We start from the raw sequence: 12,592 nt of genomic DNA, 5'->3' as shown, positions 1-12,592 counted from the left end.
TGCGACGGGCCCGCCGGATCTCCGGCGGGCCCGTTCGCGCGGGTGGGTCAGGTCAGCTGTTCATCATGGCGCTGATCAGCACGAGGCTCAGGACGATGGCGGCCACGTTCGCGGCGGCCGCGTACCAGCCGAGTGGCTTGTCGCCGAGCACCGCACCGACGATTCCGAGCGCCAGGCCGATGATGCCGAAGATGACCGGCGCGATCAGCAGCGCGACGACGGCGAAGACGAACGCCAGGATGGTGCAGATGCGGGCGGCGTTGGTACGCGGGCGGGCGGGGGCGTGGGTGTCGGCCATGACGTCCTCCGTGGTCGGGGGCTGGTTGCTGTGGTGATCGATCACTACCCACACCGGACGGAAACTACGCACCGGGCGGCGATGCGGTGCCGGCGCGGGAATTCCGGTCGATCCGGGGCCGGACGGTATGACAGGGTCACCCGATGCCGGCATCCCGTCGTGACCTGTTGCGTGCGCAGTTCGACCTGACCTGGTCCCTGTTCGAATACCACCTGGAACGCCTGGAGCCGGCGGACCTGCTCTGGGAGCCGGCACCGCACTGCTGGACGATGCGTCCGGCTGCCGACGGCGGATGGGTGCCGGACTGGGCGGACGTCGAGCCCGACCCGGTCCCCGTCCCGACGATCGGCTGGGTCACCTGGCACATCGGCTGGTGGTGGACGGTCGCCGTGGACCATGCGCGGGGGCGTCGGCCGCGGGAGCGTACCGAGATCGACTGGCCCGGTGACCGGGACCGGACGGTGGCATGGCTGGGCGACCTGCGTACCGCGTGGTTGGCGGTGTTGGACCAGCTCGGCGACGCCGATCTCGACGCGACCGCGTCGTTCCCGTGGCGGGACGACCCGGCGTACACCGTGGCCCACATGGTCGCCTGGGTGAACGCCGAGCTGATGAAGAACGTCGCCGAGATCGGCCAGCTCCGGCTGCTGCGGCACGCGGGCGACGCGCCCTGACCCGGGCGGTTCCCCGGGCCCGCTCAGTGGAAGAGCTTGAGGCCGATCACGCCGGCCACCACCAGCAGCAGGCTGAGCAGCCGGGGCAGGCTCGTCGACTCGCCGAGGGCGACCATGCCGACCACGGCGGTGCCGACCGCCCCGATGCCCACCCAGACCGCGTAGCCGGTGCCGACGGGGATGTCGCGCAGCGCGTACGCCAGGCCCGCCATGCTGGCGACCAGGGTGACCGCGAAGACGGCCGAGGGCAGCGGCCGGGTGAACCCGGCGCTGCGGTCGAGGGAGACTGCCCACGCGGTCTCCAGGAGTCCGGAGAGCACCAGCACGATCCAGGCCATCGGGCATCACCTCGGGGGTGCGGGTCCCGGGCCGTCGGCCGGGGACGAGTCGGTCAGGTACGGGGCGTCTTGGCCTGACCGGGTACGCCCGCGACTCGTCCGGGGTGGCCGCGCGGGCCACCACGACCGACGCTAGCACCGCCGGCCGCCGGGGTGGGGTGATCCTCCCCACCACACCTTGAGTTGAAGTCAGCTTGAGGTCGCAGCATGGGGAGCATGACGCTGCTCTTCGACGACCGGCAGGTCGCCGCCACCCTGGACGCGCCGACCACCGTCGCGGCGATGCGGGACGCCCTGCTGGCCGCCCACGCCGGCCGGCTCGTCGCGCCACCCCGGGCCTCCGCACCGCTGGCCGGCGGGCGGATGGTGCTCACCGCCGGGCAGCTCACCGACGAGTGGTACGGCTTCCGCTCGTACGACACCCTCGGCCACCCGGCCGGCGAGCAACTGGTGGTGCTGCACGACGCCCGGACGGGGGCGGTCCGGGCCATCGCTGTCGGCGCGGAGCTGGGCTCCCGGCGTACCGGTGGGCTGGGCGCGGTGGCCGTCGACGCGCTGGCCCGCCCGGACGCCGCCACCCTGGGCGTGATCGGCTCCGGCGGTCAGGCGTGGACGCAGGTGTGGGCGACCGCCGCCGTCCGGCCCCTGCGTGAGGTGACCGTGCACAGCCGCTCGGCGGCCCGCCGCGAGGCGTTCGCCGCCCGGGTCCGCGCCGAGCTGGGGATACCCGCCCGTGCCGTCGGCTGCGCCGCCGAGGCGGTCCGCGACCGGGACCTGGTGGTGCTCGCCACCACCAGCGTCACCCCGGTGCTGGCCGCCGCCGACCTCGCCCCGGGCACCCACGTCAACACCGTCGGCTTCAAGCAGGTGCACCGGCACGAGTTCGGCACCGACCTGCTCGACGCCGCCGACGTGCTGGTCACCGACTCGCCGGCCCAGGCGGCGGGGTACGACCCGCCGATGCTGACCGCCGTCGGGCCGTACCCGGGCAGGTTGCGTGACCTGGGGGCGGTGCTGGCCGGCGCGGTCCCCGGCCGGACCGGCGCGGACCAGGTGTCGGTGTTCTGCTCCACCGGCCTGGCCGGCACCGAGGTCGCCCTGCTGGACCGGCTGGTCCGGGTGGGCGCGACGCCGGTCTGACCGCCGGCGCGTCCGGGGAGGGTGAACCGGCCGACACCGCACGCCGCCGTCGGTCGGGCCCGCGACGTCGCCCGGTACCCTCGGATGGTGTCCGCCACCCCCACGCCTGACAACGCCGGCCCGTCGCGGCCCGCCCCGCAGCCGTCGCCCGCCGACGGCCGCCGGGTCGCCCTGCTGACCCTGGGCTGCGCCCGCAACGAGGTCGACTCGGAGGAGTTGGCCGCCCGGCTGCACGCCGACGGCTGGCAGGTCACCACCGACGGCGAGGGTGCCGACGTGGTGGTCGTCAACACCTGCGGGTTCGTGGAGAAGGCCAAGCAGGACTCGATCCAGACGCTGCTCGCCGCCGCCGACACCGGGGCGAAGGTGGTCGCCGCCGGTTGCATGGCCGAACGGTACGGCCGGGAGCTGGCCGACAGCCTCCCCGAGGCGCAGGCGGTGCTCAGCTTCGACGACTACCCCGACATCGCCGCCCGGCTCGACTCGGTGCTGGCCGGCGAGGCGATCGGCGCGCACACCCCCCGGGACCGTCGCGAACTGCTGCCGCTCACCCCGGTCAACCGGCGCGAGTCGGCGGTGTCGCTGCCCGGCCACGGCACCCCCACCCGGGCGACGATGGAGACCGACGAGCACACCCCCGCGCACCTGCGGCAGGTGCTGCGCCGTCGGCTCGACACCGGCCCGGTGGCCTCGCTGAAGCTGGCCAGCGGCTGCGACCGGCGGTGCGCGTTCTGCGCGATCCCCGCGTTCCGGGGCGCGTTCGTCTCGCGTACCCCCGACGAGTTGCTGGCCGAGGCGGAGTGGCTGGCCAAGACCGGCGTCCGCGAGCTGGTGCTGGTCAGCGAGAACTCCACCTCGTACGGCAAGGACCTGGGCGACCCGCGGGGGCTGGAGAAGCTGCTGCCGCAGCTCGCCGCGATCGACGGCATCGTCCGGGTGCGGGCCAGCTACCTCCAGCCCGCCGAGACCCGCCCCGGCCTGGTCGAGGCGATCGCCACCACCCCCGGCGTGGCCGCCTACTTCGACCTGTCGTTCCAGCACTCCAGCGAGCCGGTGCTGCGCCGGATGCGCCGGTTCGGCTCCACCGACCGGTTCCTGGAGCTGCTGGCCAGCGCCCGCGCCCTGGCCCCGGAGGCGGGCGCGCGGAGCAACTTCATCGTCGGCTTCCCCGGCGAGACCCGGCAGGACGTGGCCGAGCTGACCCGCTTCCTGACCGAGGCGCGGCTCGACGCGATCGGCGTGTTCGACTACAGCGACGAGGACGGCACCGAGGCCGCCGGCCTGCCCGGCAAGCTCTCCGCCGCCACCGTCAAGCGCCGCTACGACCGGCTCGCCGCGCTCGCCGACGAGTTGTGCTCGCAGCGGGCCGAGGAGCGGCTCGGCAGCACCGTCGAGGTGCTGGTCGACACGGTCGACGACGGCGTGGTGGAGGGCCGGGCGGCGCACCAGGCCCCCGAGGTCGACGGCTCGACCACCCTGGTCGCCCCGGTCGGCGGCGGCGTCGACCTGACCGCGTTGCGCCCCGGTGACCTGGTCCGGGCCACGGTCACCGCGACCGAGGGCGTCGACCTGGTGGCCGTGCCGGATGAGATGATCTCGGCGGCGCCCGGCGCGGAACGGTGACGGTGGGCCCGGACGGAGCGGGGGAGCCAGGTGGGGCGGTGCCAGGTGGTCCGGAGCGGGGCGCGGCGGTGACCGGGGCGGCGGAGTCCGCGCCGCCGGTGGCCCGGGTGCCGGTGCTCAACGCGGCCAACGGCCTGACCCTGCTGCGGCTGGTGCTGGTGCCGGTCTTCGCCGCGTCGGTGGTCGCCTCCGGGATGACCCACACCGGGTGGCGGATCGCCGCCTGCCTGATCTTCGCGTTCGCCTCGATGACCGACCTGGTGGACGGCTGGATCGCCCGCCGCTTCGGCCTGGTCACCTCGGTCGGCAAGGTGGCCGACCCGATCGCCGACAAGGCACTCACCGGCGCGGCCCTGGTGCTGCTCTCCGTCTACGACCGGCTGCCCTGGTGGGTGACGGTGCTGATCCTCGTCCGCGAGCTGGGCATCACCGGGCTGCGGTTCTGGGTGATCCGGCACGGCGTGATCGCCGCCAGCCGGGGCGGCAAGCTCAAGACGGCGTTGCAGATCCTGGCCATCGCCTGGTACCTGTGGCCGATGCCGGCGGCCCTCGCCGCCGTCGGGCCCTGGATCATGGCCGCCGCCGTGCTGGTCACCGTGGTCACCGGCTTCGACTACGTCGCCCAGGCCCTGCGCCTGCGCCGCCCCCGCTCCTGACCGGGGCTTCCCCACCTCACCTCGCGCGCCGTGCGGCCCGCGCGCGGCCGGCGTCAATCCCCGGCCGGCCACCGTCGGCTCCCGGCCCCGTGCCGTAATCCCGGGTCGGCGGGACGGCTGTCCCTGCCGGCCGGGACGTCCCGCCCCGCAGAGTCGTCACCGCACCGGCCCTGTGCCCGGTGTGGCGTCGGCCCGGTCGGATCGACGCCCGGTGACGGCGGGCGCGGTCGCGCCCGCAGGCGGGAGGAGCAGCGGTGGGGACAGCGACGAGACATGCCCGGGGGCGGTCCCCGGGCGGCGGGTGGCGCAGCCGCCGGCTGTGGGCGGCGGGCCTGACGGCGGTGCTGGCGGTCACCATGCACCAGGCCCCGGCCCGCGCCGCCGACCCGGTGCCGTTCGACGAGCAGGCGGTGCACGGGGCGCTGTTCGGGGCGGTGGTGCAGCTGCGCGACGCCGGGGCGGCCGGGCTGAAGGACGCCCTGCTCACCGCCGAGCTGCTGGATTGGCGTACCGGCCAGCCGGGTGCCGACGCGACCCAGGTGGCGGGGCACGTGGCCACCACCCGGGCGGTCGCCGACGCGGCGGTCGGCGACGCGCGGGCCGAGGACCGGTCCCGGTTCGCCGTGGCGATGGCGGTGCTGGCCCGGCTCGGCGAGTCCAGCGGCGCGGTGACCACCGGCCCGGCGGTGCGGGCGTTCCTGGCCAGCACGGTCGGCGCGGAGGGCGCGAACGTGGTGCCGGACGCGTTGAACCTGGTCCGGGGCGGCTACCAGGACGCGGCGTGGAACGCCCGTTCCCGGGACCTGGTCCAGGACACCTGGCGGGAGCTGCACCGGCGGGCCGCCACCGACGACGCGCTGGCCACCGGCTGGGACAGCGCGTTCGCCGGGCGCACCGGCACCGGGGTGCGTACCCCGGTCGACGGGTTGCTGGCCGCGCGGATCCACGAGCCGCGTGCCGACGGCAACACCGGCACCCTCGGCTACTACGTGCCGCTGTCCGCGATCCGCGACGTCCGCGGTGACGCGACCGCCTTCAAGGCGCTGGTGCAGGAGCGGGCGTACGCGACGCTGAAGGTGCTCGACACCGACGGCAACAACCGGATCACCGAGGTGGTCGGCTACGCCACCACGTACCCGCTCAACCAGGACCCGAAGCCCAGCCAGGCGGTCATCGACGCGGAGAAGGCGAAGACCGAGTCCAACCGCAAGATCTTCGAGGGGCTCGGGTCCACCGTCACGGTGCTGTCCACCCTGGTCGGCTTCGTCGACAAGAAGTTCGGCAAGCAGTTGGAGACCATCGGCAAGGCCGTGGTGACCTCGGTGACCGCGATCAACACGTACGTGACGACGGTGCTCGGGCAGGGGCTGACCATGGCCGCGACGGCGATGGGCACGGCGGTGCTGACCGGTAACCTGCTCGGCGCGGCGGTGAGCCTGATCGGCCTGTTCGCCGGGGGCGGTGACCCGAACGCCGCGATCCAGGCGGAGATCGGCAAGCTGCGCCAGCAGATCGACCGGCTGGCCAAGGGGATCGACAAGCGGTTCGACCGGATCGAGTCGGCGCTCAAGGAGATGTACGCCGGGTTGGTCGCCCAGCTCGACGCGCTCACCAAGGGCCTCGACGAGGTACGCGCCAACCTGGGCCGGATCGCCACCCAGTTGCAGACCATCGAACGCAAGGTCGACTCGATGGCGCTCGCCACCCACGTGGCCCTGGAGAACATCGCCAAGAGCCAGCTCAACCAGGTGATCACCACGTACGTGCACCACAGGGAGATCACCGGGCAGCCGATCCCGGACTACCTGGGCACCTACTTCCCGAAGGCCGAGTCGCCGACCTTCACCTTCGCCACCGTCAACGCCGCCGACGAGGGCACCTTCACCGCGCCGGCCGGCACCAGCCTCGCCGACCCGGTCAGCGTGCTCGACACCCACCTGCCCGCCGGCTCGATCAACTACCTGGGCCAGTGGGCGCGTAACCGGGTCGGCGGCAGCTGGACCGTCGGCCCGGTCGCCAACGCCGCCGCCTGGTCCACCGCCGCCCGGGTCTACAACATCCTGCAACTGGAGAACCCGCAGTTCGCCGCGCAGGTGGCCGCCGGGCGGGGCGACGCCGTCGCCGAGACCGGGCGGACCATCAACGAGCGGGTGCGGCAGTTCAGCCAGCCGACCGCCGACGGCGGCACCAACCCGTTGTTCACCGCGCTGATGGCCGACTACCGCACCGCGGTCGCCGGCTGGAACGCCCAGGTGGAGAACGTCCGCAAGGCGGTGGTCTGGAACGGCAGCGACACCCTGCCGGTGCACGACATGTGGGGCAGCCCGGACCAGGAACTCCCGGCCGCGAACCGCATTCCCGAGGCCGAGTCGATCGGCGGGTGCGGCCCGACCCGGGTCGGCCGGCCGATCCCGTCCACGCTCCGCCGCAGCAACCTGCCCAACGCGTTCCACCTGGCCCGCCACGCCATGCCGCCGGGGCACGCCCCGGAGTTCTCCACCTGCTACGACGCGAACTTCGTCAACGTCGAGGAGCACGAGGGGCCCCGGTTCCAGACCACCACCGGCGACCTCCAGATCACCCTGCGGTCGCGGGTGAAGTGGGCCGGCGGGGACTGGCAGGAGGTGCAGACCGCCACCCGGGTGTTCCCCATCGGCACGTTCTGCTCGTGGGACGTCCGGTCCCCGATCCCGCAGGGCTACTGCTACGACGAGAACAAGTACCTCACCGACCGGTGGGCGGGGACGTACAAGCCGGCGTTCGAGTCGGCGGCGATCCCGGTCGTCGCCACCCAGGCGACGTCCGCCCGCAGCAAGGCCGCCGCGATGCTGTCCGGCCGGCAGAAGTACTTCTACCGGGTGATGCGGGCCGGCACCGGGCCGAACCCGCCGAGCAGCGACACCTGGGAGGTGTCCCGGGTGCTCTGGCAGAAGGGCAAGGCGGTCTCCGACGCGCTGCGGCTGTTGCAGGCGTACACCGAACTGGGCTGGGGGACCGCGCTGGAACTCGACGACAGCCTCGCCGGCCTGCTCTACGGCGGCCAGGGGCTGCCCGCCGACTACAGCCGCCCGCGCAGCGACGGCGACCAGTCGGCGCACCAGCACCTGCGCAACGCGATGACGCAGGCGGTGGAGAACTACGCCGACTGCGTCCAGACGTTCGACTGGAACCCGTGCGACGGGGAACGGTCGGGTTTCGACCCGCTGCGCGACCAGGGCCAGTACGGCGCCGGCTGCGCCCAGGCCAGCGTGCCGGACAAGCCGCGTGACCCGCTGAGCGCCTGCCTGGCCGGCGCGGCGTTCGTCCGGGTCGGCCAGCTCGGCCAGCGCTACGACCACTGGTCGTCCCGGGTGCGTTCCGGCGGGCACACCGAGGGGCTGCCGGAGGTGACCGCGGCGACCGACATGACCCGGGCGACCACGGTGAGCGTGCACCCGGCGGGCTGACCGCGCGTCGACCGGGAAGGGCCCCGTCGGCCCGAGCGGGTGGGACCCTTCCCCCGCCCGCCGGGCCGGCCGGGGCCCTTCCCCCGGTGTCGCGCGCCCCGTCCCCGTCGCGGGCCGAGCCTTGCCGGTCGCCGGCCGCGCGGGGCGCTTCCCACCGGTCGCCGCGCGGGGCGCGCTTCCCCGGGTCACCGGGCGGGCCGCCGTCCGATCGGTCCCGCCGGGCCGGGACATCCGACCCGGGTCGGCGGGACAGCCGGCGGGTGACGATGGCGCGACCGTCCACCCCGCCGGCCCGCCCGGCGGTGCCACTGTGGACTGTCGACCACCTACGCTGCGGCGGACGGGTGCCGGGCGACCGGCCCCGCCGTCCAGGTACGGCACCCGAGGAGTGATCATGACCCTGACCGCTGGCGACGACCGACGGATCGTGCTGATCGCGGCCGACGACACGTTCTGCCACGTCTACCAGGACCTGTCCGACCTGCTGTCGACCGCCGACCACGGCGAGAAGCTCGCCGGGGCCGTCGAGTTCTTCGACGTCACCGGGAGGCGGCTGCACCCGGTCTACTCCGCCGACTGGCGGCTGGAGGCCCTCGACGCCGGCACCGCCCCGGCGCAGCCCGAGGCCGTCCGGCAGCGGTTGACCGCGGTGCTCGCCCACGTGGCGCAGTACGTCCGCAGCCACCCGGACGTACTCACCCGCTCCCGGATCACCCTGGAGCAGGCCCTGGCCCAACTGCCCCGGCTGGACGGCCCGGACCTGCCGCACGACATCGGCACCCTGCCCGACCACCTCGAACACGACACCGGCAACTGGCTGCACAACGCGATGCACGCCGCCGGCTGGGCCGACTGACCGATCCCACCACCGACCGACACCCCGGAGGGCCTGCCGTGCCGTCGCCCATCGCCGTGCTGTCCCCGTCCCGCCGGGTCCTGGCCGGGGCGGGCCTGGTCGTCGCCGGGCTCGTCCTGGCCGGGCAGTGGTGGTACCCGCAGCCGGCGGCCCTCGGGCCGGCGGCGCTGACCGGCACGATCGCGGTCGCGTTCACCGCGCTCGGCGCGCTGGTGCTCGCCGGGCTGCCCGGTCACCCGGTCGGCCGGCTGATGCTGGCCGCCGGACTGGTCGCCGGGACGGCGGTGCTGGCGTTGAGCTGGCCCGCGGTCACCCCGCTGGCCTGGCTGGGGCAGTGGCTCTGGTGGCCGCCGTACGGGCTGATCTTCCTGGCCCTGCTGGTCTTCCCGGACGGCCGGCTGCCGGGCCGGGGGTTCCGGCCGGTCGCGGTCGGGTTGGTGGTCACCACGGCGGTGGCGGCCGTGGCGCTGGCGGTGGCCGCGACCAGCGACCCCCGGGGCCTGCTGCTGTCCGCGACGACGGCCGCCGACCCGACCGCGCGGCTGCTGGTCCGGGTCGCCCTGCTGACCGTCGGGGTGGAGCTGCTGCTGGTGGTCGCCGTGCTGGTGGCGCTCGCCCGCCGCTTTCGACGGGCCGTCGGCGAGGCCCGCCAGCAGCTCGCCTGCCTGCTGGCCGCCGGGGCGCTGTTCCTGCTGGGCTTCCTGCTGGACTGGCTCAACCTGTCCGGCGCGTGGGTGCTGATGGTGATCGCGATCCCGGGCGCGATGACGCTGGCCGTGCTCCGCTACCGGCTCTACGGCCTGGAACAGGTGATCAACCGGACCCTGGTCTGGCTGGTGATGAGCCTGCTGGTGATTGCCGCCTTCGTCGGGGTGGTCACCCTGCTGCGGGACCTCGTGCTGCGCGGGGACACCTCGAACGCCTCGCTGGTGGCCACCGGGCTGATCGCGGTGACCTTCGAACCGCTGCGGCGGCGGGTGCAGCGCGGGGTGAACCGGCTGCTCTACGGCGACCGCGACGAGCCGTACGCGGTGCTGGCCCGCCTCGGTGACCTGCTGGAGCGGACGGTCCAGCCGGAGGCGGTGCTGCCGTTGCTGACCGGCACCATCGCCCGCTCGCTCCAGGTGCCGTACGTGGCGGTTGAGCTCGGCGGGGACCGTGCCGACGACGGGCGGCCCACCCGGGTGCACGCCGCGCACGGCCGGGCCACCACCACCCTGGAACGCTTCGACATGGTGACCCACGGGGAGCGGGTGGGACGCCTGGTGGTGGCCCGCCGGGCACCCGGCACCCGGTTCACCCCGGTCGAGCGGCGGCTGCTCAGTGACGTCGCGTTGCACGCCTCGGTGGCCGCCGCGACCGCCCGGCTGATCCGCGACCTGCGCGACTCCCGGGAACGCCTGGTCACCGCCCGGGAGGAGGAGCGCCGCCGGCTGCGCCGGGACCTGCACGACGGGCTCGGCCCGACCCTGGCCGGCATGTCGATGCAGGTACGCGCGGCCCGCAAGCTCGCCGCCGTCGACCAGGCCCGGCTGGCCCGCATCCTCGACGGGCTCGCCGACGACCTGCTCACCTGCACCGGGGAGGTACGCCAACTGGTCGACCAGCTCCGTCCGGCGGCCCTGGACCGGGGGTTGGAGTCGGCGCTGCGGGCCGAGTGCCAACGCTTCGACGGCCCGACCCTGACCGTGCGGCTGAGCGTGGCGGACCCGCTGCACGGGCTGCCGGCGGCGGTGGAGGTGGCGGCGTACCGGATCGTCGGCGAGGCACTGGCCAACACGGCCCGGCACGCCGGGGCGACCTGCTGCGATGTGGTGGTGCGCCGGGGCCGGTCGCTGGTCGTGGAGGTGTCCGACGACGGCACCGGCATCGTCGCCCGCCGGACCGGCGGCGTCGGGCTGGACTCGATCCGGGAGCGGGCCGCCGAGCTGGGCGGCGGCAGCGACATCGTCGACCGCGACCCGCACGGCACCCTGATCCGCGTCCGGCTCCCCCTGCCCCCCGCCCCGCCCGCTCCCGGTGATCAAGAGGTTCGCGTCAGAATCCGCCCGGAGGATGACGCGAACCTCTTGATCACCGAAGGTCCCCCGGTGCTGGAGGATGACGCGGACCTCTCGATCACCGGAGGTCCCGGGGTGGAGCAGAGTGCTGCGGGAGGGGGAGGGCAGTGACGGGAGAGGGGACTCGTGGCGGGCCGGTCCGGGTGCTGATCGTGGACGACCACCCGGTGGTCCGCCGTGGCCTGCGGACGATGCTGGAGGGCGAGACCTGGGTCGACGGCGTGCTGGAGGCCGCCACCTGTGCCGAGGCGATCGGCATCGCGTCGACCGAGTCCGTCGGGGTGGTCGCGATGGACGTGGCGCTGCCGGACGGCGACGGTGTGGAGGCGACCCGGCGGATCGTCCAGGGCCGGCCGGAGATCCGGGTGCTGATGGTGACCATGACCGACGACGAGGACGTGGTCGGTCGGGCGCTGCGGGCCGGCGCGCGGGGCTACGTGCTCAAGGACACCGACCCGGATGTGATCGTCGACGCGCTGCGGACGGTGGCCGGCGGCGGGCTCGTCCTCGGCCCCCGGGTCGGTCCGCAGGTGCTGACCAGCCTGCGCCGCCAGCCGGTCGAGCTGCCGCCCCCGTTCGACCGGCTCACCCCGCGCGAGCGGGACATCCTGCGCCGGCTGGCCGGCGGCGACACCAATGCCCGGATCGCCCGCCACTTCGGGCTCAGCGAGAAGACGGTCCGCAACCAGCTGTCGGCCGTCTTCGCCAAGCTCGGGGTGGCCGACCGGGTCCAGGCCGCCCTGCTCGCCCGGGACGCCGGCCTCACCGGGTGACCCTGATCCGGCGGGCGGGAGCGGATCCGACGATGCCGCCCGGACGCCGCACCGGCGGGGCGGGAACTGACACGATGATCGGTCGGGCCGACATGAGTAGCAGGGTGACGTCGGGGAAGGAGGACGGCATGGGGACCGATGCGCAGCACGAGCGACCCGCGGGCAGCCCGGCGGCGGGGGTGGTGCACAGCCTGCACGAGCGGCAGCAGACCCTGGCCACCGTCGAGTCCCTGACCGGTGGGCTGCTGGCCGCCGCGATCGTGGAGATCGCCGGGGTGAGCGCCGTCTACCGGGGTGGGTTGGTGACCTACGCCACGGAACTCAAGGCGCGGCTGGCCGACGTACCCGAGGATCTGCTGGCCCAGCGCGGGCCGGTCGACCCGGACGTGGCCATCGCCCTGGCCGAGGGGGGTCGGCGGCGCTGCGCCGCCGACTGGGGGCTGGCCACCACCGGGGTGGCCGGTCCCGAGCCGCAGGACGGCAGACCTGTCGGTCTGGTCTATGTCGCGGTGGCCGGGCCGGGTGGCCCGGTGGTCCGCCGGCTCGACCTCGACGGAGGCCGGAACCACATCCGCGCAACGGCGGTGATCGAGGCGTTACGCCTGCTGGCGACGCGTATCCACAGGGCCTTTCCGGAGCCGGGGCCGGGCCCGCGACCCGGGCCGGCGGCGGGGGCGCCGCCGGCCGGCGCGGGCCGGCGGTGAGCGGTGTTGTCCAGATCCGACAGG

11 protein-coding genes and 1 riboswitch are annotated in these 12,592 nt (G+C 74.7%); of the genes, 9 read left to right on the top strand and 2 right to left on the bottom strand.

The window, feature by feature from the left end:
* Positions 1–52: 52 nt before the first annotated feature.
* Positions 53–298: a hypothetical protein gene (locus ACN267_RS16630; protein ID WP_281899691.1), complete on the bottom strand. Its 246-nt coding sequence runs from the start codon at positions 296–298 to the stop codon at positions 53–55.
* Between the two features lie 143 nt (positions 299–441).
* Here ACN267_RS16630 and ACN267_RS16625 point away from each other — a divergent pair, with 143 nt between their 5' ends.
* Positions 442–972: a DinB family protein gene (locus tag ACN267_RS16625; RefSeq protein ID WP_421489079.1), complete on the top strand. Its 531-nt coding sequence runs from the start codon at positions 442–444 to the stop codon at positions 970–972.
* A gap of 23 nt (positions 973–995) precedes the next feature.
* Here the strand turns inward: ACN267_RS16625 and ACN267_RS16620 are convergent, their stop codons facing one another.
* Positions 996–1,310: a DMT family transporter gene (locus tag ACN267_RS16620; protein ID WP_204956957.1), complete on the bottom strand. Its 315-nt coding sequence runs from the start codon at positions 1,308–1,310 to the stop codon at positions 996–998.
* A gap of 58 nt (positions 1,311–1,368) precedes the next feature.
* A riboswitch (guanidine-III (ykkC-III) riboswitch) is annotated at positions 1,369–1,435 on the bottom strand.
* Between the two features lie 91 nt (positions 1,436–1,526).
* Between ACN267_RS16620 and ACN267_RS16615 the strand changes: the two genes are divergently transcribed.
* The 8 genes from ACN267_RS16615 to ACN267_RS16580 all read left to right on the top strand — a co-directional run bounded on the left by ACN267_RS16615 (position 1,527) and on the right by ACN267_RS16580 (position 12,568).
* Positions 1,527–2,450, top strand: coding sequence for an ornithine cyclodeaminase family protein (locus tag ACN267_RS16615; protein WP_421489078.1), 924 nt, complete (start codon positions 1,527–1,529; stop codon positions 2,448–2,450).
* An 84-nt stretch (positions 2,451–2,534) separates the two neighbouring features.
* Positions 2,535–4,073, top strand: a complete 1,539-nt coding sequence (gene rimO, locus ACN267_RS16610) for a 30S ribosomal protein S12 methylthiotransferase RimO (protein ID WP_421489077.1) — start codon at positions 2,535–2,537, stop codon at positions 4,071–4,073.
* A gap of 68 nt (positions 4,074–4,141) precedes the next feature.
* Positions 4,142–4,729, top strand: a complete 588-nt coding sequence (pgsA, locus tag ACN267_RS16605; RefSeq protein WP_204957323.1) for a CDP-diacylglycerol--glycerol-3-phosphate 3-phosphatidyltransferase — start codon at positions 4,142–4,144, stop codon at positions 4,727–4,729.
* A 254-nt stretch (positions 4,730–4,983) separates the two neighbouring features.
* Positions 4,984–8,175 carry a hypothetical protein gene (locus ACN267_RS16600; RefSeq protein ID WP_421489076.1) on the top strand — a complete coding sequence of 1,064 codons (3,192 nt, stop codon included), beginning with the start codon at positions 4,984–4,986 and terminating at the stop codon, positions 8,173–8,175.
* Positions 8,176–8,569: 394 nt separating this feature from the next.
* Positions 8,570–9,031: a hypothetical protein gene (locus ACN267_RS16595; RefSeq protein ID WP_204956961.1), complete on the top strand. Its 462-nt coding sequence runs from the start codon at positions 8,570–8,572 to the stop codon at positions 9,029–9,031.
* 38 nt (positions 9,032–9,069) lie between these two features.
* On the top strand, positions 9,070–11,202 hold the full coding sequence (locus ACN267_RS16590) for a sensor histidine kinase (protein ID WP_421489075.1): 2,133 nt from the start codon (positions 9,070–9,072) through the stop codon (positions 11,200–11,202).
* 41 nt (positions 11,203–11,243) lie between these two features.
* On the top strand, positions 11,244–11,864 hold the full coding sequence (locus tag ACN267_RS16585) for a response regulator (RefSeq protein ID WP_281899672.1): 621 nt from the start codon (positions 11,244–11,246) through the stop codon (positions 11,862–11,864).
* A 128-nt stretch (positions 11,865–11,992) separates the two neighbouring features.
* Entirely contained in the window at positions 11,993–12,568 is a 576-nt protein-coding gene (locus ACN267_RS16580; RefSeq protein WP_204956963.1) for a CinA family protein, read from the top strand.
* The last annotated feature ends 24 nt before the right edge of the window (positions 12,569–12,592 follow it).

Origin of the sequence: Micromonospora sp. WMMD734 (assembly GCF_049178975.1) — a bacterium.
In the GTDB taxonomy this organism is placed as follows: domain Bacteria; phylum Actinomycetota; class Actinomycetes; order Mycobacteriales; family Micromonosporaceae; genus Micromonospora; species Micromonospora wenchangensis.
This window is presented reverse-complemented; position numbering and strand designations above follow the sequence as displayed.

Bases quoted from the DNA above. Each gene is read 5' to 3' on its own strand.
- ACN267_RS16580 (WP_204956963.1), top strand. From the start codon at position 11,993: ATGGGGACCGATGCGCAGCACGAGCGACCCGCGGGCAGCCCGGCGGCG.
- ACN267_RS16595 (WP_204956961.1), top strand. From the start codon at position 8,570: ATGACCCTGACCGCTGGCGACGACCGACGGATCGTGCTGATCGCGGCC.
- ACN267_RS16625 (WP_421489079.1), top strand. From the start codon at position 442: ATGCCGGCATCCCGTCGTGACCTGTTGCGTGCGCAGTTCGACCTGACC.
- ACN267_RS16615 (WP_421489078.1), top strand. From the start codon at position 1,527: ATGACGCTGCTCTTCGACGACCGGCAGGTCGCCGCCACCCTGGACGCG.
- ACN267_RS16620 (WP_204956957.1), bottom strand. From the start codon at position 1,310: ATGGCCTGGATCGTGCTGGTGCTCTCCGGACTCCTGGAGACCGCGTGG.
- ACN267_RS16630 (WP_281899691.1), bottom strand. From the start codon at position 298: ATGGCCGACACCCACGCCCCCGCCCGCCCGCGTACCAACGCCGCCCGC.
- rimO (WP_421489077.1), top strand. From the start codon at position 2,535: ATGGTGTCCGCCACCCCCACGCCTGACAACGCCGGCCCGTCGCGGCCC.